We start from the raw sequence: 25,780 nt of genomic DNA, 5'->3' as shown, positions 1-25,780 counted from the left end.
CTGACCTCAAACCAACCTCGACACATCCTTCGCCGCCCGCACAAAATCCTTGAACAACGGGTGCGGGTCAAACGGTTTCGACTTCAGTTCCGGGTGAAACTGGACGCCGATGAACCACGGGTGGTCGGGCCATTCGACGATTTCGGGCAGGCGGCCGTCGGGGCTCATGCCGGAGAAGCAGAGCCCGCCTTCCTCAAGTGCCTTGCGGTACTTGATGTCGACCTCGTAGCGGTGGCGGTGGCGTTCGGTGATGGTGGTGGTGCCGTAAACGCCGGCCACTTTTGAGCCTTCGGTCAGCACCGCGTCATAGGCCCCAAGGCGCATGGTGCCGCCCTTGTCGTCGGCGACGGTGCGGTTGACGGTCTGGTTGCCCTGCACCCATTCCTTGAGGTGGTAGACCACGGGCGTGAACCGCTTTTTGCCGGCCTCGTGGTCAAACTCCTCGGACCCGGCATCGGGGAGTTTCGCGACGTTGCGGGCGGCTTCGATCACCGCCATCTGCATGCCAAGGCAAATGCCCAGATAGGGAACTTTGTGTTCGCGGGCGAATTGCGCCGCCTTGATCTTTCCTTCTGTGCCGCGCTCGCCAAAGCCGCCGGGGACAAGGATGGCATGGAAGCCTTCGAGATGGGGGGCGGGGTCTTCACGCTCAAAGATCTCGGCATCGACCCATTGCACGTTGACCTTGACCCGGTTGGCCATGCCGCCGTGGGTCAGCGCCTCGGCGATGCTCTTGTAGGCGTCTTCAAGCTGCACGTATTTGCCGACGATGGCGACGTTCACGTTGCCCTCGGGGTTGTAGATGCGGTCGGCCACGTCTTCCCATTTTTCGAGGTTGGGCTTCGGCGCGGGCGTGATCTGGAACGCGTCGAGCACGGCCTGATCCAGCCCCTCGCGGTGATAGGCCAGCGGCGCTTCGTAGATCGACTTGAGGTCCTGTGCCGCGATCACGGAATCGGGGCGCACATTGCAGAACAGCGCCAGCTTCTCGCGTTCCTTGGCCGGGATCGGCCCTTCGGAGCGGCAGACAAGGATGTCGGGGGCGAGGCCAATGGAGCGCAGTTCCTTGACCGAGTGCTGCGTCGGCTTGGTCTTCAACTCGCCCGACGCCTTGATGTAGGGCAGCAGCGTCAGGTGCATGAAGATGCACTGGCCGCGCGGCTTGTCCTGGGAAAACTGGCGGATCGCCTCGAAGAAGGGCAGGCCTTCGATGTCGCCCACCGTGCCCCCGATCTCGCAGAGCATGAAATCGACCTCATCCTCGCCGATGGAGATGAAGTCCTTGATTTCATTGGTGACGTGCGGGATCACCTGGATCGTCTTGCCAAGGTAGTCGCCGCGGCGTTCCTTCTCGAGCACGTTGGTGTAGATGCGCCCCGACGAGATGCTGTCGGTCTTGCGGGCAGGCACGCCGGTGAAGCGTTCGTAATGGCCCAAGTCCAGATCGGTTTCCGCGCCATCGTCGGTGACGAACACCTCGCCATGTTCAAACGGCGACATCGTGCCGGGATCGACGTTCAGATAGGGGTCAAGCTTGCGCAGACGCACCGAGAAGCCGCGTGCCTGCAACAGCGCACCAAGTGCGGCAGAGGCGAGACCCTTGCCGAGGGAAGACACCACGCCGCCGGTGATGAAGATAAAGCGTGCCATGTGTGGAAACCTCCCGCGAAGCGCTGCAAATCAAGCCATCCGCGCACCCGAAGGAACGCAGCATCACGGGATTTGAGCGGTAGAGGATTCGGCGGCAAAAAGCAAGGCCGAACCCCAAGATGATGTTACGTCAGATTGCTGCGCCTCAAGGGATGGTGGGCTTGGGGCGCAAAGAAATACGCGCGGCCGGGTGCGACCGCGCGTCGGTTCGAACGGCGTGCAGCGTCAGTCTGCGCGCGGCACCAGCGGGGCGTTCGGATCGATTGACGCCGGCGGCGGCAGGAGGCCGTCCGCATCGAGCGGGTCGGTGCCTGTGTCTTCTTCGGATGCGCCATCGCCGCCCGTGGTCAGGCGGTCCATGATCGAGCTGCCCGAGGCGTTCTGGGCCGCGATCACCGTCAGCGTGAGCGAGGTGCAGATGAACGCGATGGCGAGGATCCAGGTCAGCTTGCCCAGCCCGGTGGCCGCGCTGCGGCTGCTGACGGAACCACCGCCACCGCCGCCCATGGCGCCCAGCCCACCGCCATCGGAGCGCTGCAGCAGCACGACGCCGATCAGCGAGAGCGCAAGAAGAAGGTGGATGATGAGAACGACGTTTTCCATGGCTGTCCCGGATCTCTTCGTGAATGGGGGGTATCTAAGGGCAAGCGGCGCGCCGCGCAACCCGTGTTGCAGTATCTGGTCGCGCGCCTTTGGTCACCGCTGCGTGTGCATACTTGGAAAAAGAAGAAGCAGCTATTCGTCCACGTCATCCACATCCGCCTGACCCGACAGCTTGCGGCGGATGATCGACCAGCTGAGGCCGATGCCCAGCACCAGCGACAGGGCGAAAATGCCGATCCACATGGTCAGCGCCCGGTTCTGCAGGTCGAGCAGTCCGAAATCATAGGCCACCCACAAGAGCGCCCCGACGAGCGAGAGGATCAGCATCATCCCGAACGCTCCGATAGAGCGGAGCGTGGCGCGCAGGTAGATGATGTAGCCCACCAGCAGAACCAGCCCGGTCAGGACGGTGATCGACAGCCGGTCCTGCCCATCGGTCAGCGCCCAGCGGACAAAGCTGTAGGGCGTCGGGTTGTAGGTGGCCGCAACGAGGACGAAGGCAAAGAGCCAGCGCAGCAGGAATCCCATCATGTTCGGCCTTTCGTCACAGCTGTTGCGATGTCATGACCCCAAGCGGTGCGGCCTGTCCAGTGGGATGTGGCACGTGGCGCGGCGGCTGTGGCAAACGGGCAGCCGAAGCGGGCTGTGCGCCGTGGCGAGGGCTGAATTGCGAGATGTCGCGCAGATCGTTCCGAAAACCGGTTCCCCCCGCCAGCATTGCGCACTATACGGGCGCGGGTTTGACGGTATGAACTCCAGCAAAGGTCTAAAGACATGGCAAACGTGGTGGTCGTGGGCGCCCAGTGGGGCGACGAGGGCAAAGGCAAGATCGTGGATTGGCTCTCGGAGCGGGCGGATGTGATCTGCCGATTCCAGGGTGGGCACAATGCCGGTCACACGCTTGTCATTGATGGCAAGGTCTACAAGCTGCACGCGCTGCCTTCGGGTGTGGTGCGCGGCGGCAAGCTTTCGGTGATCGGAAACGGGGTCGTTCTGGACCCCTGGCACCTCATGAAAGAGATCGCGACCCTTCGCGGGCAGGGTGTGGAAATCACGCCCGAGACACTGATGATCGCGGAAAACACGCCACTGATCCTTCCGATTCACGGCGAACTGGACCGGGCGCGTGAAGAAGCGGCCAGCAAGGGCACCAAGATCGGCACCACCGGGCGCGGCATCGGCCCGGCCTACGAGGACAAGGTCGGGCGCCGCTCGGTGCGCGTGGCCGATCTGGCTGACCGCGCCACGCTGGAAGCGCGTGTTGACCGCGCATTGCAGCACCATGATCCGCTGCGCAAGGGTTTGGGTTTCGAGCCGGTGGACCGCGATGCGCTCTTGGCTCAGCTGATCGAGATTGCAGGTCACATCCTGCCCTTCGCCGCACCGGTCTGGAAGGTGCTGAACGAAAAGCGCAAGGCCGGAAAGCGCATCCTTTTCGAAGGCGCGCAGGGCGCTTTGCTCGATATCGACTTCGGCACCTATCCGTTCGTGACCTCCTCCAACGTCATTGCCGGGCAGGCGGCGACGGGGGTCGGCCTCGGGCCGGGCGCGATTGATTACGTGCTGGGGATCGTCAAGGCCTACACGACCCGCGTGGGCGAGGGCCCGTTCCCGACGGAATTGCACGACGAAGACGGCCAGCGCCTGGGCGAGCGAGGGCACGAATTCGGCACCACCACCGGGCGCAAGCGGCGTTGCGGCTGGTTCGATGCCTGCCTTGTGCGTCAGACCTGCGCGACCAGTGGCGTGAACGGGATTTCCCTGACCAAGCTGGATGTGCTGGACGGGTTCGAGACGCTGAAGATCTGCGTCGGCTACGATCTGGATGGCACGCGCTATGACTACCTGCCCACGGCGGCCGAGGAGCAGGCGCGCTGTACGCCGATCTACGAGGAAATGGCCGGCTGGTCGGAATCGACCGAAGGCGCGCGGTCCTGGGTCGATCTGCCCGCCGAGGCGATCAAGTACGTGCGCCGGATCGAGGAATTGATCGACTGCCCGGTCGCCCTACTTTCCACCTCACCGGAACGGGAGGACACGATCCTCGTGACCGATCCGTTCGCGGACTGAGGAAAAGGAGACGCGCATGGCGCTGAGCTACAAGGCCCGCAAACGCTGGTCACTGGTGATCCTGCTGGTGGGATTGCCAGCCTACATCATTGCCTGCGTGACCGTGATCAACATGCTGGACCGACCCTCTCTGCTGGTCGAATTGCTGGTCTACGTGGTTCTGGGCATCCTGTGGGCCGTACCGTTCAAATTCGTGTTCAAGGGGGTCGGTCAGCCGGACCCCGACGCCAAGGACTGACACGGAACCGATTTCCGCAAGCCACTGAACGAGCAAAGGCCGGACTGGGATGTCCGGCCTTTGTCATGTCTGGGTGTGCCGGGATCAGCCGGCGGCACGGGCGTCGGGCTTGAACCCGATGTTGTCGGACGCGGCAAACCGACCGCCGCCCTTTTTTTCGATCTTGCCGTCGCGCAGCAGCTGGCCAAAGCTGCGCAGCCGCTCTTCGCGAGAGCTGGCCTCGCCTTCGGCCTGCAGCAGCTTGGTCATGAGCTGCGGGCGCGAGAACTGGTCATGGCCTTCGACGAAGGACATGTAGGCCGCCGCCGCTTCGAGCAGTTCGGGCAGGGTATGCGCGCCCTGGTTCTCGGCAAATTCGGCAAAGCCGGTGTCACTGCCCGTCAGCGTGTCGGCCGTTTCCACCGGATCGACATTCCGTGTCACGCGGCGCGGGCGGACCGGTGTGGCATAGGACGCCGCGTCCGTGTCGATCCGCTGTTCCGCCACAAGCTTGAGCGGGGCAGGGCGCACCGGCGCGGGGCGGGCCGAACGCGCTTCGGTGATCTTGGGGCGACGCGGACGCACCGCATCAGCCAGATCCTCGCGGTAAGGCTCTTCCTCGTTGACGGTCTTCTTGCCGAAGCCGAGAATGCGGTCCGCCCTGGTTGCGGCAACGGCGGCGCGCAGATGCGCGATGGCGCTGCGGCGGCGGTTGCCTTCTGGCTCTTCCATCGCGGTGTCGGTCTTGTCGACAAGCCGTTCGACGGATTCGGTGTCTTCCTCGATCGAGGTGTCGGTCAGCATCGCGCGGGCCGGGCTGGTCAGCTTGACCGCCTTGCGGATGCTGGCATGCGCGGCCTCTTCCTCGGCTTCCGACAGGATCGGCGCGTCGTCCTCGTCGTCGTCGAAATCCCAGTCATCTTCCTCGATCTCGGCGTGCAGGTCCGCCAGTTCGCGGGCCAGTTCAGCCTCCTGTTCGGGAGTCAGAGTGCTGTCCTCGAGGCCGGGCACGGGCTTGAGCGCGGCGACAGGTGTTTCGTCCTCGTCCTCGTCGTCGTATTCTTCGACGTCACCCGAGGCGATGGCCGCATCGAAATCGGCGCGCTTGGCCTTGGTGACGCGGGCAACAAGCGGCTGCGGCGCGATATCTTCGTCCTCGTCGTCCTCGTCGAAGAGGTCCAGATCGTCTTCGTCGTCCAGCTCTGCGACAGGTTCGGGAAGCGGGTCTGCCTCCGCGATGGTTTCGGTCGCGCGGGCGGCTGCGGCGGCTTGCGCCTCCAGCTCGGCGATCTTGGCGCGCAGGATGTCGAGTTCGCTTGGCGCGTCGGCCTGCGGCGCGGCAACCGGCGCCACGTCCTCGTCATCCTCGTCGTCATCGGACATCTCGGGCAGGAACGCGTCGTCGTCGTCGTCGTCCTCAAAGTCGAGCTGATCGGACACAAGCGCCGCAATGGTGTCGGTGAACAGGTTGTCGTCGAGCGATGCGCTGACCTCGCTCGCGATGTCGATGGCGTCGTTCTCGTCGATGCCGTCACCTTCGGGGGCGGACATGGCGTGTTCGTCTTCGATATATTCCGGCGTCGCCTGCGATTTGGAAGCCACGACTGCGCGGATGCGCTGCAGCTTGTCGGCAACGCTGTCGGTCACGGCCGGGGCAATCCCGGTCTCGGCGATGTCTTCGGCGGCTTCGATCGCGCGGGCCTCTGCGGCGCGGCGATCGGCCTTCACGCCCTGTTCGGCGATCAGGGCGTCAATGCTCGATTCCGTGTTGACCGGTTCGTCGACGTTGAGAACATCATCGGCGCTGAATGCGGCGTCCTGCTCATCGTCGACGTCTTCGTCGGCGATGGCCTCTTCCTCGTCCAAATCCGCCGGCTCGATGGACAGGTCGATGTCCGACAGGTCCATGTCTGACAGATCGACCGACACGTCGTCTGCCTCGTCTGCGGTATCGAGATCGGACAGGTCCAGATCGGCTGTCTCCAGCGCGATGTCATCTTCAATCTCGGTGTCATGGGTCTGGGCCGTTGCCGGCTCGACGACCTGCGCCTCCGCCGAATGGGCCGCGACAGCCAGTGCAGTGGCAGCCACGCCAGCTGTCGCGTCCAGAGCTGCGTCCCGTGACGGCTGCGGCGCGACATCCCCATGCGGCGGCTCGGCATCATCACTGGCACGCAGAACCAAATTGCCTTTCTCAAAGCGGGCTTCGACCCGGCGTGCGATCTCTCGCTCCGCGATCCGGGCCAACATCTCCGCGTCGGGCGTCGGAGGTTCTGCACCAAAATATCGGTCATCCTGTGCGAGATCGCGAAAATACTCCGCGATTGCCTTCATGGTGTCGAAGGAATTGTCGAATCCTTCGAGCGTGCATGAAAAAGTCCCGTAGGATACCGTGAGTATCTTGTTCGAACTCACCATAATATCACCCGCTTTCCAAACTTCTGCGAAGGACTTGCTAGCATGTTTACCAAGACCAAAGCGCATCGAATCTGTGCCCCTTACGGTATCATTTCGTGACCTGATTGTGATCTGTTTCGGCATTCGTCATTAATCGCGCATGAATCACCCCATTGTCCTCTCACAGGAACCAGTCCTGCTTGTCGGTGGCGCGCATGGCGACAATGCGCAGCTTTCGGCGCTATTGACCGAGTTCGACGTTGTGGTCGCGGCGGACAGCGGGGCGGATTGGCTGCGCGCGGTCGGGCGGCTTCCGGATGTGCTGATCGGTGATCTTGATTCGGTGTCCGAGGCGACGCGCGCTGCTATCCCGCCTGAACGGGTCCATCCGATCACAGAGCAGAACAGCACCGATTTCGACAAGGCGATCCGGTCGATCCAGGCACCGCTGATCCTTGGCATCGGGTTTCTGGGTGGTCAGGTGGATCATATGCTGGCGGCCATGACCGTGCTGTCGCGCTATCCGGATCGGGCGATCATCCTCGTGGGTGATGAGGACGTGGTGGCCCATCTGCCGCCGCATATCGACCTGCCCCTGGCGGCGGGCACGCGCGTGTCGCTCTACCCGATGCGGCCTGTTCGGGGCGCGTCGCTCGGACTGCACTGGCCGATCGACGGGCTGGAGATGTCACCGGGCGGGCGCGTCGGCACGTCGAACCGCGCCGATGGTCCGGTGTCGATCAAACCGGAAGGGCCGGGCTTGCTGATCATTCTGCCGCTGTCAGAACGGAACGGTCTTGAACGGGCGCTGGTGCAGGGCGACGGCTCATGGCCTGCTCTCTGATCACGATGTAGAGACCCGAGGCGGCGATGATCGCGATCCCGATCGAGGCCATCGTGTTTGGCAGATCCCCGAACACGGCAAACCCGATCACCGTGGCGATGGGGATCTCGAGATACTGCATCGGCGCGACCGTGGCCGAGGGCGCATAGCGCAGAGACCATGTCATCAGAAGGTGCGCCAATGTGCCGGACAATCCGATGGCCACCAAAAGCGCCCAGGTGCCCGCGGGCAACATGCTGTCCCAGGCGAGCATCGGTGCCGCCGTGTGCGGGACAAGAGCGATCACCGGCACCAGCATGACAAGAGCCATCACGCCCGACACCGCCTGCAATCCGATGGGGTCTGTTTCCTTGGCGATCTTGCGCGTCACCAGCATGAACAGCGCAAAGTTGACCGCCACGCCCAAAGGCAGCAGGGCAGGCCAGCCGACCTGCTGGAACGAGGGCTGGATGACCAGCACGGTGCCGAAGAACCCGACCGCGCAGGCGATCATGCGGCGGAAGCCGACCTCTTCACCCAGAACGTAATGACCGAGGATCAGCATGATGAACGGCATCACGAAGACAATCGCGATCGCATCGGCCAGCGGCAGGTAGTAGAGCGCCGACACCATCATGCCGATCCCGAGGATATGCATCACCGTGCGCAGCAGGGTCAGCCCGAACACCCGGTTCGACATGCGCCAGACACGGCCCGTCAGGGCGATGATCGGGATCAGCACAAGCGCCTGAAGCCCAAAGCGGACCAGCAGCAATTGTCCAAGCGCAACCTTGTCAGAGAGCAGTTTTGCAATCGCATCCCCCATCGGAGCCACGACGCAAAAACCGAGCATGAGCGCAATTCCGAAGGTGGGGCGATCTTGTGTCATGACAAACGCTACCCTTGGTTGAGTTCGCCTGTCAACGCTCTCCTTGATCCGTGCTTGGCGAAGCCGAAAACCGCTGGTTTCCAAGGCGTTGCGCGGCGATCAGCAGTTCGGAACGTTCACCGCCAAGCCGCCCAGCGACGTTTCCTTGTACTTCTCGTGCATGTCGGCCCCGGTCTGGCGCATGGTCTCAATCGCCGAATCAAGCGGTACGAAATGGGTGCCGTCGCCGCGCAGGGCAAGGCTCGCGGCGCTGACTGCCTTGATCGCGCCCAGCCCGTTGCGTTCGATGCAGGGCACCTGAACCAGCCCCTTGACCGGATCGCAGGTCATGCCAAGGTGATGCTCCAGCGCGATCTCGGCCGCGTTTTCGATATGTTCGGGTGATCCGCCCAGCACGGCACACAGCCCCGCTGCGGCCATCGCGCTGGCGCTGCCCACTTCGGCCTGACACCCGGCCTCGGCCCCGCTGATCGAGGCGTTGAACTTGACCAACCCGCCGATGGCCGCCGCCGTCAGCAGGAAGTCCGGCACCCGCGTCGTGGTCGCGCCCGGCACATGGTCGAGGTAATAGCGCAGCGTCGCAGGCACCACGCCCGCCGCACCATTTGTGGGCGCGGTCACCACCTGACCCCCGGCGGCGTTTTCCTCGTTCACCGCCATCGCGTAGACGCTCATCCAGTCGTTGATCGTGTGCGGCGGCGTCAGGTTCATGCCGCGCTCGGCCAGCAGTTTCTCGTGAATGCCCTTGGCGCGGCGTTTCACGTTCAGTCCGCCTGGCAGGATGCCGTCGTTTTCCAGCCCCCGGTCGATGCAATCGGTCATCACCTGCCACAGGCGGCGCATCCCGGCATCCAGATCTGCGGCAGAGCGGCGCGACAGCTCGTTGGCGCGCTTCATCTCGGCAATGCTCAGTCCCGACGCCTTGGCCATCTCGAGCATTTCGGCAGCGGATTTGAACGGGTAGGGCACGCGCGGGCCGTCATCGGTGTCTTTTCCTGCGTCCAGCTCGGCCTGTGTCATCACGAAACCGCCGCCGATGGAATAAAAGGTCTCCTGCAGGATCACGTCACCCTGGGCGTCGGTCGCGCTCAGGATCATGCCATTGGCATGGCCGGGCAGGTTGGGGCCGAAATTGAAGGTCAGGTCGGTTTGTGGATCAAAGCGCAGCGCGGGCATACCCTCGGGTTCGACGGTCTTGGTGTCTCTGATCCGGTCCAGCGCCGCATTCGCTGCGTCGCGGTCGTAGGTTTCCGGCAGGAACCCGGCCAGGCCAAGGATCGTCGCGCGGTCGGTGGCGTGGCCGACCCCGGTAAAGGCCAGCGAGCCATGCAGCGAGACCTTGACCCCGGAGGCGCTGAACGGGGCGGCGCGCAGCTGGTCGAGGAACCGCGCGGCGGCGACCATCGGGCCCATCGTGTGGGACGAGGACGGGCCGATCCCGACCTTGAACATGTCGAAGACGGACAGAAACATGATTAAAGCGCGCTCCCTTCAGGTGGCGTGGCCGGGTGTGGATTGGAAAACGGTGTCGGCCCCAGCCCTTCGGCCAAAGCGGCGGCCTGCGCACTCTCGCGCGCTTCGATCCGCCGGGCAAGGACATGCAGGTTGGGCCAACGGCCAAGGTCGAACCAGCTGCGATCCCCTGCCACCGGATACAAGGCGGGCCAGCGCAGCAGCACCGACAGGTATAAATGACACAGTGTCACATCGATATCACTGTTGCCATGGGCGTCGTTCAAGAGATCGAAATGCCCGGTCAGCGAGGCCTGTGTCTTTTGGCTCACAACCGCTTGCATCTGCGGATCTGTCCCCGCGACCAGCGAGGGGTAGAACAGCATCCGCATCTCTGCATGAACGGTGTTGGACAGAAAGAACAGCCAGCTCAGAAACGTGCCGCGCTGCGGGTCCGTCAGGTCCGGCGACAGGCAGGCACCCTCTCGGTGCCGGTCCGCCAGCCACAGGCAGATCGCGGCGGTCTCGAAGATCGGGCCGTCGGGCGTCTCAAGCGCCGGGATGCGCCCCACCGGGTTCAGGCGCTTGTACGCGGCACCCTGCTGCGCCGAAACGCTGCGGTCGACCAGTGCGGTGCGGTAGGGCAGGCGCAATTCCTCCAGCACCAGCCGGACGACCAGGGATGCGTTGTCGGGCGCGTAATGCAGGACATGGCTCATGCGCCAGATGTACAACGGCACGCTCCGGTCGAAAGCAGCGAAAGCGGCGCGTGGCAGCGAAAAAGCGATGCGCTTAACCGGGTCTTTACCCGCGTGGGTCAGGATGTTGGCTCATTTGCTGCAAAGACGCTGCAACACAGCTGCACGGGTTTGGCAGACAGGATGCGAAAGGACTGCTGATGACGACTTATCTTGACCGACTGGCCTGGGGCCTCGCGCTGCTGACAATCGTGCTGTGGGCCTTTGTGCCACAGATGGCGATGGCCTATCCGGTGATGATGCCCAAGGTGCCCGTGGTGGACAGTCAGCCCTTGCCGCCCGTGCCCTCCAACGATCTGGCAGAGGCGGATCGCTAGGCCAACAGCGGGCGACACGGCTGACATAGTCGCGCTGGCGCATCCTTTCCGTATGAATTCTGTCTCGCACCGCGCCGCGCGACGTCCTATAAGTTGCGACAGCACTGCCCGAGGAGCCGTCCCATGACCGGAGATCTGTCGCCCATCGACAAGGCCAAGTTCGTCGCTGCCAAGCGTGCGGCAGGCATGGTCGAGGACGGCATGCGCGTCGGGCTGGGCACCGGATCGACCGCTGCATGGCTGGTGCGCCACCTCGGCGACCGCGTCCGCGACGAAGGCCTGCGCATCAAGGGTGTTCCGACCTCCGCGCGCACCGGCCAATTGGCGCGCGACCTCGGGATCGAGGTGATCACACTGGACGAGGCCGGAACGCTCAACATCACCATCGACGGGGCCGATGAATTCGACGGTGATCTCAACCTGATCAAGGGTGGCGGTGGCGCGCTCCTGCGCGAAAAGATCGTCGCAGCCGCCAGCGAAGAGGTGGTGATCATCGCTGACGCCGCCAAGGAAGTGGGCACTCTGGGCGCTTTTCCCCTGCCGATCGAGGTGGTGCCCTTTGGCTGGACCACGACCCAGATGCTGGTCGAGGAACTGCTGGTCTCGGCCGACGTGATGGGGCGTCGCATCACCCTGCGGATGAACGGGGGCAAGCCCTTTGTCACCGACGAGGGCAACCACATCCTCGATCTGCACCTGAGCCGGATCGGCAATGCCCGCCAACTGGCCATGGCGCTGAACCAGATGCCGGGCGTGGTGGAAAACGGATTGTTCGTCGATCTGTGCGACAAGGTGATCATCGGCTACAGCGATGGCCGAGTCGAAACCCGCGACATCAATGAAGGCACGGTCAGCGAAGATCGCATCGACCTTGCCGAGAGCGAGAATCTGTTTTCAGACATCTGACCCCGCACTTCGCCCCGAATTCCATGTCCCAGCGCGCGGCATCGCATCACATGAAATGCGGTGCCGCTCTCTGGCTTTCCCTGCCGGCATATGAAATATCTCAGCCCGCAATCAGAAGGAACCGACCATGAGCACATTCGATTACGATCTTTTTGTGATTGGCGGCGGCTCTGGCGGCGTGCGCGCGGCGCGCGTGGCAGCAGGCGAGGCCGGGGCCAGGGTCGCTCTGGCCGAAGAAGACCGCTATGGCGGCACCTGCGTGATCCGGGGCTGCGTGCCCAAAAAGCTGATGGTCTTCGCCAGCGGCTATGGCGGAATGGTCGAAGAGGCCACGCATTATGGCTGGGACATGGTGAACCGGGGTTTCGACTGGCCGACCTTTTCCGGCCACCTGAACAAGGAACTGGACCGGCTCGAAGGGGTCTACCGCAAGCTGCTCGCGGACTCGGGGGTGACCACCTACGATGCCCGCGCGCGGCTGAAAGACCCCCACACGGTTGAACTGTCGACCGGCGAGACGGTCACCGCCAAGCATATCCTGATCGCCACGGGTGGACGTCCGATCCGTCCCGACCTGCCGAACGCTCAGCTGGCGATCGTGTCCGACGATATTTTCCACCTCGAAACGCTGCCGAAATCCATCCTGATCATCGGTGGCGGTTATATCGCGTGTGAATTCGCCTGCATCCTTGCCGGGCTGGGCGTGGAAGTGACGCAATATTATCGCGGTGCGCAGATCCTGCGCGGCTTTGACGAAGAAGCGCGGGGCCTGATCGCGGAATCCATGCGCGATCTGGGCGTCGATCTGCACACCGGCACCAATATCGTCGAAATGGAAGGCTACGAGGGCGAAGACGAAGTTGGGCTTGATGTTCCAGTCGAGGCCAAGAAGTTTGCCCTGCCCGAAAAGGATGCGCCGCAGCATGGGCCGGTGCGCGTCAAATCGACCAACGGACAGATCAAGGTGTTCGACCGCGTCCTGCTGGCCACCGGACGCCGCCCCAACAGCGACGACATGGGGCTCGAGGATCTGGGCATCACCCTGCGCCGTGGCGGCGCGATCGAGGTGGACGAGTACAGCCAGACCAAGGTGCCCTCGGTCTATGCCATCGGCGACGTGACCGACCGCGTGAACCTCACGCCCGTGGCGATCCGCGAGGCGATGGCCTTTGTCGAGACCGTCTTCCACGGCAATCCGACCCCGGTCGATCACGCGCTGATCCCGTCGGCGGTGTTCACCCAGCCCGAACTGGGCACCGTGGGCCTGACCGAGGAAGCGGCGCGCGACCAGGAACCGATCGAGGTCTATTGCACCTCGTTCCGGCCGATGCAGACCGCTTTTGCCAACAAACCCAGCCGCGTGCTGATGAAATTGATCGTCAGCCAGGAAACCCGCAAGGTTCTGGGCTGTCACATCGTCGCGCCCGGTGCGGGCGAGATGATCCAGATGGCGGGCATCGCGATCAAGATGGGCGCAACAAAAGAGGATTTCGACCGCACGGTCGCGGTTCACCCGACCATGTCTGAAGAAATCGTGACCATGCGCAAACCGATGCGCACGGCTTGAATTTCCAAGCTTTGCCCACAGGTATGCAGTAACGAAAGACGGAATGATCCGAGAGGGGAAGAGACGAGATGGCAGGTAACAGTGGCGGCCCGTGGGGCAGCGGTGGCGGCAACAACGGTGGAGACCGTGGCGACGATCGCCCGCGCGGCGGCAACAATGGGGGAGGGCGGCGTCCCGGTGACGGCAACCAACCGCAGATTCCCGAAATTGACGAGTTGATGAGAAAGGGCCAGGAGCGCCTGCGCGTTCTGATGGGGGGCCGTGGCGGCAATGGCGGGAGCAATGGCTCTGGCGGCGGCGACGGCGGCGACGGCTTCAAGCTGACGCGCGGCACGGTCGGATTGGCCGCGCTGGGCTTGGTCGCGCTCTGGGCGTTTTCGAGCTTTTACACCGTGCGTCCCGAAGAACAGTCGGTCGAGCTTTTCCTTGGCGAATATTCTTCTACCGGCAATCCGGGCCTGAACTTTGCGCCTTGGCCATTCGTGACCGCCGAGGTAGTGAACGTCACGTCTGAACGCACCGAAAACATCGGCGGCGGCGGTCGTGGCGGTGTCGGCGGCGATGGTCTGATGCTGACCACGGATGCCAACATCGTGGACATCAATTTCCAGGTGGTTTGGAATATCAGCGATCCCGCAAAGCTTCTGTTCAACCTGCGGGATCCGCAAGTGACCGTGCAGGCGGTGTCCGAGGCGGTGATGCGGGAAATCATCGCGGCAACCAACCTGGCGCCGATCCTCAACCGCGACCGTGGCCTGATCGCCGACACCGCGCGCGAGAACATCCAGTCGACGCTGGATGAATACCAAAGCGGGATCACTGTCGTACGGGTCAACCTCGATACGGCCGATCCGCCCAGCGAAGTGATCGACGCCTTCCGTGAAGTGCAGGCTGCCGAACAGGAACGCGACCGCTTGCAGCGTCAGGCGGATGCCTATGCAAACCGCGTTCTCGCCGAATCGCGCGGCGCTGCCGCCCAGATCCTCGAAGAAGCCGAAGGTTACCGGGCGCGTGTCGTCAACGAGGCGATCGGTGAAGCCAGCCGCTTTATCGCTGTGGCTCAGGAATTCAATGAGGCACCGGAAGTCACACAACGGCGCCTCTATCTCGAGACAATCGAACGGACATTGGGAGACATGGACAAAATCCTTCTCGACGAAGCCGGAAGTTCGAACGGGCAGGGCGTCTTGCCCTACCTGCCGCTCAATGAACTGCGCCGGTCCGGCCAGACCAGCACGGGAGGGTCGAACTGATGCGTAAATCCGCTTTCCTTCTTCCGATCGGCGTTATTGCCCTTGTCGGTGTGCTGTCGTCGATTTTCATCGTCGATGAACGCGAAAAGGCGCTTGTCCTGCAATTCGGCCAGATCAAGCAAGTCATTGAAGAGCCAGGCCTCAACTTCAAGATCCCCGTGATCCAGGAAGTCGTGCGGTATGATGGCCGCATCCTGTCGCTCGATACCGACACGATCGAGGTCACGCCGTCCGATGACCGCCGTCTCGTGGTCGATGCCTTCACCCGTTACCGGATCGCTGATGTGGTGCAATTCCGTCAGGCTGTCGGCATCGGCGGCACACGGGTTGCTGAAGATCGTCTGTCCTCGGTTCTCAACGCCCAGATCCGCGAAGTTCTGGGTGCCGACCAGGTGACCTCAGACACCATCCTGTCGCCGCAGCGGCGTGATCTGGCCCTGCGCATCCGCGACCAGGCCCGCACAAGCGCGGCCGGTCTCGGACTGGAAATCGTCGACGTTCGCCTCAAGCAGACCAACCTGCCGGAACAGAACCTTGCAGCGACCTTTGCCCGGATGCGAGCCGAACGTGAACGCGAAGCGGCCGACGAAATCGCCCGCGGTAACGAAGCCGCTCAGCGGGTGCGTGCGGCTGCCGACCGGACCGTGGTCGAAACAGTGTCCAACGCGCGGCGGGAAGCCAGCATCACGCAAGGTGAGGCCGATGCCGAACGCAACCAGATCTATGCCGAAGCCTATGGGTCCAACCCCGAGTTCTTTGGCTTCTATCGGTCGCTCGCGGCGATGGAACGGTCGTTGAACAAGGACAATTCCACGCTGGTCTTCTCGCCGGAAAGCCAGTTTCTTGGCCAGATGTTCGGTGCCATCCGCGCCGAGGGGCTGGGCCGGATCGAGGAACAGGAGTTCGACATGGAACGCCTGCGGGACATGGCGCCCGAGGCGACGATTTCGCCGAACTTGCCCGAAGCCGAGCGTGAACGTCTGGAAGAGGAGCTGGAAAACCAGGCTCCGGCCGAGGACGCGACCAATTGATCGAGACCGTGATCCACGGGCTGGCGCTTGTAATGATCATCGAGGGGCTGGCCTATGCGCTGGCCCCTTCGCTTTTGGAGCGCATGCTTGAGGCGATGCGCGCCATGCCGCTGGACATGCGGCGGTTGATCGGCGTCTCCTCTCTGGCCACCGGCGTGGCCATGTTGTGGATATTGCAGAGCTTTTGACCGACCGGAACCCGGCGTCCCCTTTCACGTTCAAGTCACATGCACTTGATCTGCAGCTTTCCTGTTTGCGTGTTGCGTCCGCGCACCTACATTGAAGGCATGACAGACAGGTGCAGGGCGCTGAACCGCACCAAAGACGAAGGAGTTTCCCTTGACCTCTCAGGCAAAAACCATTCAACGGGACCAGAGCACGCCGCTGCGCATGTTCTGGCTGACCTCGTTGTCCATGATCCTCATCGTTGCACAATCCTTGATGGGGCAGGCGCAGGAAAGCTTTGCGAACCTCGCCGAAAAGATCAGCCCGGCGGTGGTCAACATCACCACATCCACAACCGTGGCAGGCCGCACCGGCCCGCAGGGCATCGTCCCCGAAGGCTCCCCCTTCGAGGATTTCTTCCGTGATTTCCAGGACCGCAACGGCGAGGGTGATCGCCCCCGCCGCTCCTCGGCGCTGGGATCGGGTTTCGTGATCTCCGAAGACGGCTATATCGTGACCAACAACCACGTCATCGAAGGCGCGGATGAGGTCCTGATCGAATTCTTCGAAGGTTTCGAACTGCCCGCAACGATCGTCGGCACCGATCCGAACACCGATATCGCGCTGCTCAAGGTGGAAAGCGACACACCTCTGAAATTCGTCACCTTTGGCGACAGTGACACCGCCCGCGTCGGCGATTGGGTCATGGCCATGGGCAACCCGCTGGGGCAGGGGTTCTCTGTATCCGCAGGTATCGTGTCCGCCCGCAACCGCGCGCTCAGCGGCACCTATGACGATTACATCCAGACCGACGCCGCCATCAACCGCGGCAACTCGGGTGGTCCGCTGTTCAACATGAACGGTGACGTGATCGGCGTGAACACCGCGATCCTGTCGCCCAATGGCGGTTCCATCGGCATCGGCTTCTCGATGGCGTCCAATGTCGTCACCCGTGTGATCGATCAGCTTCAGGAATTCGGCGAAACCCGCCGTGGCTGGCTTGGCGTGCGCATTCAGGACGTGACCGAAGACATGGCCGAAGCGCTGGGTCTGGCGTCTGCCGAGGGCGCGCTCATTTCCGACGTGCCGGAAGGTCCGGCTATGGACGCAGGTCTGCAGGCGGGTGATGTCATCATCAGCTTCGATGGCCGTGATGTCGAAGACACACGGGGTCTCGTGCGCCAGGTCGGCAACACCGAGGTCGGCAAGGCCGTCCGTGTCGTCATCAACCGCGATGGTGCAACCCAGACGCTGATGGTCACACTGGGTCGCCGCGAAGAGGCCGAAAGTTCCGTACCGGCATCGCAGCCCGGACCCGACGTCGAAGACACGCCGCAGTCTATGGATCTCATGGGTCTCACGCTCAGCCCGCTGACCACCGAGATCCGGGAACAGCTTGAACTGCCAGAAACCGCCAAGGGTCTGGCCGTGATGGATGTGGACGAAACCACGGAGGCGTTCGAAAAGGGTCTGCGCGCAGGTGACGTGATCACCGAAGCAGGTCAGTCGCCGGTGCTGGCTCTGACCGATCTCGAAGACCGGATCGCAGAGGCGAAAGAGGCAGGCCGCAAGTCGATCCTTCTGCTGGTGCGCCGTGCTGGCGATCCCCGCTTCGTCGCGCTGAACATCGCCGACGCCGAATGAGCCTTCCATAAACGATCACGACAAAGGGCGCCCTACGAGGCGCCCTTTCCTTTTGACTGACCGGTCTTCTCTGGTTGAAAAATACCTCGGGAGTGTGAGGGCAGAGCCCTCACGCGCGCCGCAGGCGCGGTTTTTTCCGTCAACGGAAAAACCGGATGCGTCAACGCATCCGCCGTTCTTACCCCTTGGCGTAGCCCATGCCCTGCAACGCCACCTTGATCTCGTCGAGGACCGCCGGATCGTCGATCGTCGCGGGCAGCTTGAATTCGTCACTGTCGGCGATCTTGACCATCGTTGCCCGCAGGATCTTGCCCGACCGGGTCTTTGGTAGACGGTCCACCACGGCGCACAGCTTGAACGCCGCCACCGGTCCGATCTTGTCCCGCACCAGTTTCACACATTCCTTGACGATCTCCTCGTGCGGCCGGTCCACGCCTTTGGTGAGACAGACAAACCCCATCGGCAGCTGGCCCTTCAACGCGTCGCCAACGCCGATCACCGCACATTCCGCAACGTCCGGATGCGCTGCCAGCACCTCTTCCATGCCGCCTGTGGACAGGCGGTGGCCCGCGACGTTGATCACGTCATCGGTGCGCGCCATGATGTAGAGATATCCGTCCTCGTCGATCATGCCCGCGTCGCCGGTCTCGTAATAGCCGGGGAAGCGCGACAGGTAGGATTTGCGGAACCGGTCCTCGGCATTCCATAGTGTCGGCAGCGTGCCCGGAGGCAGTGGCAGCTTGACCGCGATGGCACCCAGTTCACCATTCGGCAGGGGGTGTCCGGCCTCGTCGAGGATCTGCACGTCGTAACCCGGCATCGGTACCGACGGAGAGCCGATCTTGACCGGCAGTTTTTCGATCCCCGCAGGCATGCCCGCGATGGTCCAGCCGGTTTCGGTCTGCCACCAATGGTCATAGACCGGTTTTCCGGTGACGTTCATCGCCCATTCGATCGTGTCGGGATCGGCGCGTTCACCCGCAAGATAGATCGCGTTCAGGCAGGACAGGTCGTATTGCTTGAGGAACTCGCCCTTGGGGTCGTCGCGCTTGACGGCGCGGAACGCCGTCGGCGCGGTGAAGAAGCTGCGCACCTTGTGCTCCGAGATCACCCGCCAGAACGTGCCGGCGTCGGGCGTGCCCACGGGCTTGCCCTCGAATACGATTGTGGTGTTGCCGTGGATCAGGGGCGCGTAGCAGATATAGCTGTGGCCCACGACCCAGCCCACGTCGGACGCGGCCCAGAACGTGTCGCCGGGATCGACATTGTAGATGTTCTTCATCGACCAGTTCAGCGCCACGAGATGCCCGCCCGTGTGACGGATCACGCCCTTGGGTGCGCCCGTGGTGCCGGAGGTATAGAGCACATAGGCCGGGTGGTTGCCCTCGACGGGCACGCACTCGGCTGGTTCGACCCCGTATTGGAAGCCGTGCCAGTCGAAATCGCGGCCCTCTTCGAGATGGGCCACTTCTTCCTCGCGCTGGAAGATGACGGTGAAGTCGGGCTTGTGGGTGGCCTGATCAATGGCCCCGTCCAGCAGCGGCTTGTAATGCACCACGCGCCCCGGCTCGAGCCCGCAGGACGCGGCGATGATCGCCTTGGGCTTGGCGTCGTCGATGCGCACCGCCAGTTCGTTGGCGGCAAACCCGCCGAACACAACCGAATGCACCGCGCCAAGCCGGGTGCAGGCCAGCATGGCCTCCAGCGCCTCGGGCACCATCGGCATGTAGATGATGACCCGGTCGCCCTTTTCGATGCCCTTGGCGCGCAGCGCTCCGGCAAGGCGGGCCACGCGGTTGCGCAGTTCGGCATAGGTGATCTTGTGCAGGGTGCCGGTGATCGGGCTGTCATGGATGATCGCCACCTGTCCGCCGCGCCCGGCCTCGACATGGCGGTCGACGGCGTTCCAGCAGGTGTTGGTCAGGCCATCGGCAAACCATTCGTACAGGTCGTTGCCCTTGTCGAACAGCGCCTTGCTGGGTTTGCGGTCCCAATCGATCGCCTCGGCCTGTTCCATCCAGAACCCTTCCGGGTCGGTTTTCCAGCGTTCGTAGACCTCTTGATAGCCCATCCCGATCTCCTCCTGTGACCTGTGACCTTTGGGGTACGCCGCGCGCAGCGCTGCGGCAAGCTTCTGGATCAATCGCGCGGCAGAAGGCCGCAAAAACTTTGCAGTTCCGGCGCTACCATCTTGCAAACTTTTGCAAACCTCGCCCCATTATGCAGAGTTTCTTTTGCCAAATGTCGATTTTGCAAAGTTGCAAACCCCTTTGTGCAAACTTGCCTGTCCCGAGTCGCCGCGCTCAAAGCTGGTCGCGCGGTGTCGCCAGCAGCCCGAGGCCGCGGGCCGACTGGATCGACAGAAGCCCGCTGGGCAGGCCACGGCCCGACTGGTAGCGGCGCACGGCCTGCCGGGTGCGGACATCCATCACCCCGGTGACAGGACCCCGGTACAGCCCGCGTGCGTCCAGTGCCCGTTGCAGGGTCGAGATCAGATCGGGGGTCAGCGCATCGGGGCAGGGGGTCTCGAAGATCAGCTCTTGCCGTTCGCGTTTGATCACCTGAACCGTTTCGGTGCGGAACCGCGTGGGCGCGACCTCGATCTGACGGGTGACGGTTTCCAATTCGGCCGGGGCTATGTCGCGTACCCAGCAGCCGTCGGGATTGACGCCGGGGGGTGGGGCGATCTGCGCCGAGGCGAAATCGGGCACCGGCGGGGTGGCGGCATCCTCACCCAAGGGCAGCGGTCCGGAACAGGCTGCGAGGGTGGCCAAGGCCACGGCCCACAATGCCCGGATCGTTGACGGGAGGGGGGTCACGGAGAATGTGCGCCTGTTTGACTGTTTCTGCTCGGGCGCAGTCTAGCCTGTTTGCGGGCCTCGTGAAAGCGCCTCTGGTCGATCCTCTGCAGAGTCCTCCGGCGCGGGGGCCAGAAGCTGGTCCAGCAGGGGCGAGATGTCCTCGATCACCTCGGCGATGACATGGATCACGTCGCCTTCGCTTTGCAGCCGTCCGGTCACGCGCAGCATCCGCCCGGCGATCACCGCGCGGCGGTAACGTTCATAGAGCTTGCGCCAGACGATGATGTTCACCGTGCCGGTCTCGTCCTCGAGTGTGAGAAAGATCACACCCTTGGCCGTGCCGGGCCGCTGCCGCAGGATCACGAGCCCCGCCACCGCGATCCGCGCGCCGTCAGGCGGCAGGCGCAACTGGTCGGCCCGCAGGCAGGATGGCGGACGGGGCCAGTCGGTCTGGGCGGGGCGGGGGGTGACGATACGCATGTGAACAAACATAGAACAACTGCAGGCGCGCGCAAGCTCTGCGCCCACATGCCACGCGCTGTTCATGCCCTGCCCATCTCTTGTTCGTTCAGACCCTCGGGAGGGTCGGAAAAGCCTGTCTTTTCGGACCGCTAAAGGCCTGACACCAATTTGAGGTCAAAAGGGGCTGGCGGGTTTGACTGAGCCAGACTAGGTAAGACACGATTTATCAGACGGAGAGCGCTGTAATGGCAAAGATCACCTATATTGAGCATGGCGGCACCGAGCATGTCGTGGACGTGGCCAACGGGCTGACCGTGATGGAAGGCGCGCGCGACAACGGCATTCCGGGCATCGAGGCGGATTGCGGCGGGGCCTGCGCCTGTTCGACCTGCCATGTCTACGTGCATCCCGACTGGGTCGGCAAGCTGCCGCCGAAGGAAGACATGGAAGAGGACATGCTCGATTTTGCCTATGAGCCGAACCCCGAGCGGTCGCGCCTGACATGCCAGCTCAAAGTCAGCGATGCGCTGGACGGCCTTGTGGTCCAGATGCCCGAAAAGCAGATCTGAGACGAGGCACGTGATGTGTGTACGGGCCTGGTTTGCCCGCGGTGTGGGCCTCGCGCTTGCTCTTGGGATGGCGACGCAGGTCGCGGCGCAAGAGATCGTGTCGGCGCGCTACGACGGGCCGACCACGCGCTATCCGCACAATGTCCTTGGCGATGACATCGAGTACGATACGCTCGCGGTGCGGCTGAGCGACGGGCGCGAGATCGCGGTGCGCTGGGCGCAGGACATCGTGTTCGAAGACCTCGCGCCGCGTGTGGTCGATGTGGATGGCGATGGCGCCCCCGAGGTGGTGACCATCGAAAGCCACGAGACCCAAGGCGCACGGCTCGCGGTCTGGGGTCTGGTCGACGGCGCGCTGGTGCAGCTGGCCGCGACGCCGCATATCGGCACGCGGTTCCGCTGGCTGGCCCCGGTGGCGATTGCCGATCTGGATGGCGATGGCGCTGTGGAGCTGGCCTATGTGGATCGGCCCCATCTGGCCAAGGTGCTGCGGGTCTGGCGCTATGCGCCGCTTTCGGACGGGCGCGGACGGATGACCGAAGTGGCCTCGCTCGACGGTCTGAGCAATCACCGCATCGGCTGGGATTACATCGCGGGCGGCCTGCGTGACTGCGGGCAGGGGCCGGAGTTGGTGCTGGCGGATGGCGGCTGGTCCGAGGTTGTGGCGGTGCGCTTCGATGGCACGTCGCTCACACGGCGGGCGCTGGGGTCCTACAGCGCCGAGGCTCTGGAGCGCGCGCTGGGCTGTTGAGCGGAAAGCGCCTTCGAAGGCGCTTGCTGCATTTTCGAAAATGCAGCCAAGGGCGGTCGACCGCCCTTGGCGCACATGTCAAAGCTGAGACATGACCTCGTCGCTGGCTTCGAAATTGGCGGTGACGCGCTGCACGTCGTCGTCATCCTCCAGCGCGTCGATCAGCTTCATCAGCGATGTCATGCCGTCGAGATCGAGCTCGGTGGTGGTGGTGGGTTTCCAGACCAGCTTGGTCGAATCCGACTCGCCCAATTCGGCCTCGAGCGCGGTGGCGACCTCGTTCAGGTCGGTGTCGGCGCACCAGATCACGTGGCCTTCTTCGGTGGTCTCCACGTCCTCGGCCCCGGCTTCGATCGCGGCCATCATCACCGTGTCGGCGTCGCCCACGCTGGCGGGATAGGTGATTTCACCCTTGCGGTCGAACATGAACCCGACCGACCCTGTTTCGCCCAGGTTGCCGCCCGCCTTGGTGAAGGTGGAGCGCACGTTTGACGCGGTGCGGTTGCGGTTGTCTGTCATCGCCTCGACGATCACAGCGACGCCACCGGGGCCATAGCCCTCGTAGCGGATTTCCTCGTAATCCTCGCCCTCGCCGCCCGACGCCTTCTTGATGGCGCGTTCGATGTTGTCCTTGGGCATGGAGTTGGACTTGGCTTCCTTGATCGCCAGACGCAGGCGCGGGTTCTTGTCGGGATCGGGGTCACCCATCTTGGCGGCGACGGTGATTTCCTTGGAGAACTTGGAAAACAGCTTGGCGCGCATCTTGTCCTGACGGCCCTTGCGGTGCTGGATGTTTGCCCATTTGGAATGGCCGGCCATTGGTACATGTCCTTGATGTTCGGATGTCGAAAGTTTCGCGCGTCTTTAGCGCAGAGGCGGGGGCGGGAGCAAGTTGCGTTTTCGTGCTTTGCGCGCGGGGGCGCTTTGGATATGTCACCGGGATGAAACCGTTCCTGATCCTGCAACTGCGCCCCGAGGCCGAGGCCAGCGATGGCGAGTTCGCCGCGTTCCTGTCCAAGGGCGGGCTGTCCGAGGACCGCGTGCACCGCATCTGTCTGGACCGGCAGCCGCTGCCGGAGGACCTGCAGCTTGACGACTATGCCGGGGTGATCGTCGGTGGCGGACCGGGCTGCGTGTCGGACGATCCGGCGGGCAAGGACCCGGTGGAGGCGCGGATCGAGGCAGAAATCTTGTCGCTCATGCCCGAGATCACCGGCCGCGACCTGCCCTTCATGGGGTGCTGCTATGGTATCGGCATCCTCGGCCATCATCTGGGGGCCGAGGTGTCAAAACGCCGGTATGGCGAGCCGGTTGGCCCGGTGACCTGCCGGGTGACCGCCGACGGCGCTGATGATCCGCTGGTGGCAGATCTGCCGCAGGCGTTCGATGCCTTTGTCGGGCACAAGGAGGCGGTGCAGGATTTGCCCGAGGGCTGCACGCACCTGCTGGCGTCGGATCCGTGCCCCTACCAGATGATCCGCTACGGCCAGAATGTCTATGCGACGCAGTTTCATCCCGAGGCCGATGCGGGCGTCTTCGAGGCGCGCATCCGCATCTATCGCCACAAGGGCTATTTCGCGCCCGAAACCGCCGATGACCTGATCGCCATGTGTCACGCGAGCGATGTGACCGTGCCCGTGGAAATCCTGCGCCGGTTCGTGGCGCGTTATGGCGGGTGACGCTTCCGTCGACGGAAACGCCCGATGCGTCGACGCATCGGCGGGCTTACAATGGCCAGATCATCGGGATCAGCGCGGAGGCCAGCATGCCCACGGTCAGGTTCAGCGGCACGCCAACCTTGAGGAAATCCGAAAACGCGTATCCGCCTGGCCCGTAGACCAGCGTGTTGGTCTGGTATCCGATGGGTGTGGCAAAGGCGCAGGAGGCCGCGATCATCACCGCCACGACAAGCGGTCTCGGGTCGAAGCCCATGGTCTGCGCGAGGCCTATGGCGATGGGGGTGACCACGACCGCGACCGCGTTGTTGCTCACCAGTTCAGTCAGGACGCTGGTCATGAGATAGATCAGCCAGACGATGGTCCAGGGCGGCAGGTTCATCAGGTAGGGGGCCACCCCCTCGACGATCAGGGTCACCGCGCCGGACGCCTCAAGCGCCGCACCGATGGCCAGCATGGCAAAGATCAGTGCCAGAAGCTGGCCTTCGACAAATGAAAACGCCTCGTCGGAATCGACGCATTTCGTCAGAAGCACCACCGCCACCGCGATGATCGCCAGCGCGAGGATCGGCGCGACCCCAAAGGCTGCCAGCAGCACCAGCCCGGCCAGCGCGGCAATCGCGATGGGCGCATGGCTGCGGCGGTAGGCGCGGGCCGAGGGTTTGGCCACGTCCACAAGGTTCAGTTCCTCGGCCATGCGCTGAATGTCCTCGGGCGCGCCTTCGAGCAGCAGCGTGTCACCCACACGCACCACCAACTCGTCGAGTTGCCCACCGATGTTCTGGTTCCGCCGGTGCACCGCCAGCGGGTAAACCCCGTAGCGCCGCCGCAGCCGCATCGCGCCAAGGCGGCGGCCCACCATCTTGCAGACCGGCGTGATCAGCACTTCGACCGTGGTGGTTTCGACCGCCGAAAGCTGGTCGACGCGGCGCAGTTCCTTGTTGTTCTGCAGGCTCAGAAGTTCGGTCATCTGGGTCCGCAGAACCACGCGGTCGCCCACCTGAAGGGTCACCCCCTCGAGGTTGCGCCGCAGCGAGGCATCGCCGCGCACCACGTCGATCAGGCGTACCCCGTCGCGTTTGAACAACTGCACGCCCTGCACCTCGCGCCCGATCAGGTTGCTGTCGGGGGGGATCACAGCCTCGGTGAAGAACTTCATCTTGGACCGGTCCGACAGCATGCCCGCCATGCTGGTGCGTTCGGGCAGCAGGAACCGTCCGAACACCCAAAGGTAGAACATTCCCCAGGCGATCAGCACCACTGCCAGCGGTGTGACCTCGAAGATCGAGAACGGCTCGAGCCCCTGTGCGCGCGCCACGCCGTCCACCAGCAGGTTGGTCGAGGTGCCGATCAGCGTCAGGGTGCCGCCGAGGATCGCCGCATAGCTGAGCGGGATCAGCAGTTTCGACGGGGCAAGCCCTAGCGTCTTGGACAATTGCACGAAAAGCGGCAGCATCACAACCACCACGGGGGTGTTGTTCATGAAGGCCGAGGCCACGATGACCACACCCAGAATGCCCGCCATGGCGCGTTTCGGGCGCTTCTCGACCGCCGATTGCGCGGCGGTGGTAAAGGCGGCCAGCGCCCCGGTGCGCACCAACGCCCCCATGACCAGAAACATCGCGGCGATGGTCCAGGGCGCGGGGTTCGACAGGACCGCAAGCGCGTCGCCATAGGGCAGCACTCCGGTCGCCAGCAGGAACGCCACGCCACCGATGGCCACCACCTCGGTCGGGTAGGTTTCGCGCACGAAGAGCGCGAACATCACCACGACGGTGC

The 25,780-nt window shown here is 63.6% G+C and carries 25 protein-coding genes; 13 read left to right on the top strand and 12 right to left on the bottom strand.

Annotated features, from left to right (window positions below; all coding sequences use genetic code 11):
- Positions 1-6 precede the first annotated feature (6 nt).
- The 3 genes from pyrG to IEV82_RS10605 form a co-directional block, all read right to left on the bottom strand.
- Positions 7-1,650, bottom strand: a complete 1,644-nt coding sequence (gene pyrG / locus IEV82_RS10615; protein WP_188482002.1) for a CTP synthase — start codon at positions 1,648-1,650, stop codon at positions 7-9.
- Positions 1,651-1,875: 225 nt separating this feature from the next.
- Positions 1,876-2,253 carry a preprotein translocase subunit SecG gene (gene secG / locus IEV82_RS10610; protein WP_188482001.1) on the bottom strand — a complete coding sequence of 126 codons (378 nt, stop codon included), beginning with the start codon at positions 2,251-2,253 and terminating at the stop codon, positions 1,876-1,878.
- 132 nt (positions 2,254-2,385) lie between these two features.
- Positions 2,386-2,781 carry a DUF6524 family protein gene (locus IEV82_RS10605; protein ID WP_188482147.1) on the bottom strand — a complete coding sequence of 132 codons (396 nt, stop codon included), beginning with the start codon at positions 2,779-2,781 and terminating at the stop codon, positions 2,386-2,388.
- A gap of 246 nt (positions 2,782-3,027) precedes the next feature.
- Here IEV82_RS10605 and IEV82_RS10600 point away from each other — a divergent pair, with 246 nt between their 5' ends.
- Both IEV82_RS10600 and IEV82_RS10595 read left to right on the top strand, forming a co-directional pair.
- Positions 3,028-4,323 (top strand): adenylosuccinate synthase, encoded by a 1,296-nt coding sequence (locus tag IEV82_RS10600; protein ID WP_188482000.1) that lies wholly within the window; start codon positions 3,028-3,030, stop codon positions 4,321-4,323.
- Positions 4,324-4,339: 16 nt separating this feature from the next.
- A complete protein-coding gene (locus IEV82_RS10595; protein WP_188481999.1) occupies positions 4,340-4,561 on the top strand; it encodes a DUF2842 domain-containing protein in 222 nt (73 codons plus the stop codon).
- Positions 4,562-4,645: 84 nt separating this feature from the next.
- Here the strand turns inward: IEV82_RS10595 and IEV82_RS10590 are convergent, their stop codons facing one another.
- Complete coding sequence (locus IEV82_RS10590) at positions 4,646-6,958, bottom strand: hypothetical protein (RefSeq protein ID WP_188481998.1); 2,313 nt, start codon at positions 6,956-6,958, stop codon at positions 4,646-4,648.
- 139 nt (positions 6,959-7,097) lie between these two features.
- Here IEV82_RS10590 and IEV82_RS10585 point away from each other — a divergent pair, with 139 nt between their 5' ends.
- Entirely contained in the window at positions 7,098-7,781 is a 684-nt protein-coding gene (locus IEV82_RS10585; RefSeq protein WP_188481997.1) for a thiamine diphosphokinase, read from the top strand.
- On the opposite strand, the gene IEV82_RS10580 is transcribed toward IEV82_RS10585, so the two are convergent.
- From IEV82_RS10580 to IEV82_RS10570, 3 genes are all read right to left on the bottom strand, one after another.
- A complete protein-coding gene (locus tag IEV82_RS10580) occupies positions 7,705-8,649 on the bottom strand; it encodes a DMT family transporter (protein ID WP_188481996.1) in 945 nt (314 codons plus the stop codon). The two genes, IEV82_RS10585 and IEV82_RS10580, sit on opposite strands and share 77 nt — an antisense overlap.
- Positions 8,650-8,748: 99 nt before the next feature.
- A complete protein-coding gene (locus tag IEV82_RS10575; RefSeq protein ID WP_188481995.1) occupies positions 8,749-10,122 on the bottom strand; it encodes an L-serine ammonia-lyase in 1,374 nt (457 codons plus the stop codon).
- Between the two features lie 2 nt (positions 10,123-10,124).
- A complete protein-coding gene (locus IEV82_RS10570) occupies positions 10,125-10,835 on the bottom strand; it encodes a glutathione S-transferase family protein (RefSeq protein WP_308420422.1) in 711 nt (236 codons plus the stop codon).
- Positions 10,836-10,999: 164 nt separating this feature from the next.
- Between IEV82_RS10570 and IEV82_RS10565 the strand changes: the two genes are divergently transcribed.
- From IEV82_RS10565 to IEV82_RS10535, 7 genes are all read left to right on the top strand, one after another.
- Positions 11,000-11,176 carry a hypothetical protein gene (locus IEV82_RS10565; protein WP_188481994.1) on the top strand — a complete coding sequence of 59 codons (177 nt, stop codon included), beginning with the start codon at positions 11,000-11,002 and terminating at the stop codon, positions 11,174-11,176.
- A 123-nt stretch (positions 11,177-11,299) separates the two neighbouring features.
- Entirely contained in the window at positions 11,300-12,082 is a 783-nt protein-coding gene (gene rpiA, locus IEV82_RS10560) for a ribose-5-phosphate isomerase RpiA (protein ID WP_188481993.1), read from the top strand.
- 127 nt (positions 12,083-12,209) lie between these two features.
- A complete protein-coding gene (locus IEV82_RS10555) occupies positions 12,210-13,649 on the top strand; it encodes an FAD-dependent oxidoreductase (RefSeq protein WP_188481992.1) in 1,440 nt (479 codons plus the stop codon).
- A gap of 68 nt (positions 13,650-13,717) precedes the next feature.
- Positions 13,718-14,902, top strand: a complete 1,185-nt coding sequence (gene hflK, locus IEV82_RS10550; RefSeq protein WP_188481991.1) for an FtsH protease activity modulator HflK — start codon at positions 13,718-13,720, stop codon at positions 14,900-14,902.
- Positions 14,902-15,933, top strand: a complete 1,032-nt coding sequence (gene hflC / locus IEV82_RS10545) for a protease modulator HflC (protein ID WP_188481990.1) — start codon at positions 14,902-14,904, stop codon at positions 15,931-15,933. The genes hflK and hflC overlap by 1 nt, the downstream gene beginning before the upstream one ends.
- Entirely contained in the window at positions 15,930-16,121 is a 192-nt protein-coding gene (locus IEV82_RS10540; protein WP_229747754.1) for a DUF2065 domain-containing protein, read from the top strand. Before hflC ends, IEV82_RS10540 begins: the two co-directional genes overlap by 4 nt.
- Positions 16,122-16,347: 226 nt before the next feature.
- On the top strand, positions 16,348-17,742 hold the full coding sequence (locus IEV82_RS10535; RefSeq protein WP_373285206.1) for a Do family serine endopeptidase: 1,395 nt from the start codon (positions 16,348-16,350) through the stop codon (positions 17,740-17,742).
- A 178-nt stretch (positions 17,743-17,920) separates the two neighbouring features.
- Here IEV82_RS10535 and prpE read toward each other — a convergent pair whose 3' ends face one another.
- From prpE to IEV82_RS10520, 3 genes are all read right to left on the bottom strand, one after another.
- Positions 17,921-19,813: a propionate-CoA ligase PrpE gene (prpE, locus tag IEV82_RS10530; protein ID WP_188481989.1), complete on the bottom strand. Its 1,893-nt coding sequence runs from the start codon at positions 19,811-19,813 to the stop codon at positions 17,921-17,923.
- 232 nt (positions 19,814-20,045) lie between these two features.
- On the bottom strand, positions 20,046-20,561 hold the full coding sequence (locus IEV82_RS10525; RefSeq protein ID WP_188481988.1) for a peptidoglycan-binding domain-containing protein: 516 nt from the start codon (positions 20,559-20,561) through the stop codon (positions 20,046-20,048).
- 42 nt (positions 20,562-20,603) lie between these two features.
- Positions 20,604-21,023: an OB-fold nucleic acid binding domain-containing protein gene (locus IEV82_RS10520; protein ID WP_188481987.1), complete on the bottom strand. Its 420-nt coding sequence runs from the start codon at positions 21,021-21,023 to the stop codon at positions 20,604-20,606.
- A gap of 227 nt (positions 21,024-21,250) precedes the next feature.
- Between IEV82_RS10520 and IEV82_RS10515 the strand changes: the two genes are divergently transcribed.
- Together IEV82_RS10515 and IEV82_RS10510 are read left to right on the top strand one after the other, a co-directional pair.
- Positions 21,251-21,574: a 2Fe-2S iron-sulfur cluster-binding protein gene (locus IEV82_RS10515; protein ID WP_188481986.1), complete on the top strand. Its 324-nt coding sequence runs from the start codon at positions 21,251-21,253 to the stop codon at positions 21,572-21,574.
- Positions 21,575-21,587: 13 nt separating this feature from the next.
- Complete coding sequence (locus IEV82_RS10510) at positions 21,588-22,325, top strand: FG-GAP repeat domain-containing protein (RefSeq protein ID WP_188481985.1); 738 nt, start codon at positions 21,588-21,590, stop codon at positions 22,323-22,325.
- A 78-nt stretch (positions 22,326-22,403) separates the two neighbouring features.
- On the opposite strand, the gene IEV82_RS10505 is transcribed toward IEV82_RS10510, so the two are convergent.
- Positions 22,404-23,144 carry a YebC/PmpR family DNA-binding transcriptional regulator gene (locus IEV82_RS10505; protein ID WP_188481984.1) on the bottom strand — a complete coding sequence of 247 codons (741 nt, stop codon included), beginning with the start codon at positions 23,142-23,144 and terminating at the stop codon, positions 22,404-22,406.
- A 122-nt stretch (positions 23,145-23,266) separates the two neighbouring features.
- Here IEV82_RS10505 and IEV82_RS10500 point away from each other — a divergent pair, with 122 nt between their 5' ends.
- Positions 23,267-24,004, top strand: coding sequence for a glutamine amidotransferase (locus tag IEV82_RS10500; RefSeq protein WP_188482143.1), 738 nt, complete (start codon positions 23,267-23,269; stop codon positions 24,002-24,004).
- Positions 24,005-24,050: 46 nt separating this feature from the next.
- On the opposite strand, the gene IEV82_RS10495 is transcribed toward IEV82_RS10500, so the two are convergent.
- Positions 24,051-25,766 carry an SLC13 family permease gene (locus IEV82_RS10495; RefSeq protein ID WP_188482142.1) on the bottom strand — a complete coding sequence of 572 codons (1,716 nt, stop codon included), beginning with the start codon at positions 25,764-25,766 and terminating at the stop codon, positions 24,051-24,053.
- Positions 25,767-25,780 lie beyond the last annotated feature (14 nt).

The organism is Marivita lacus, assembly GCF_014637725.1.
GTDB lineage: Bacteria > Pseudomonadota > Alphaproteobacteria > Rhodobacterales > Rhodobacteraceae > Marivita > Marivita lacus.
Note: the sequence above shows the minus strand (reverse complement) of the source record. Positions and strands in the feature narration are given on the sequence as shown.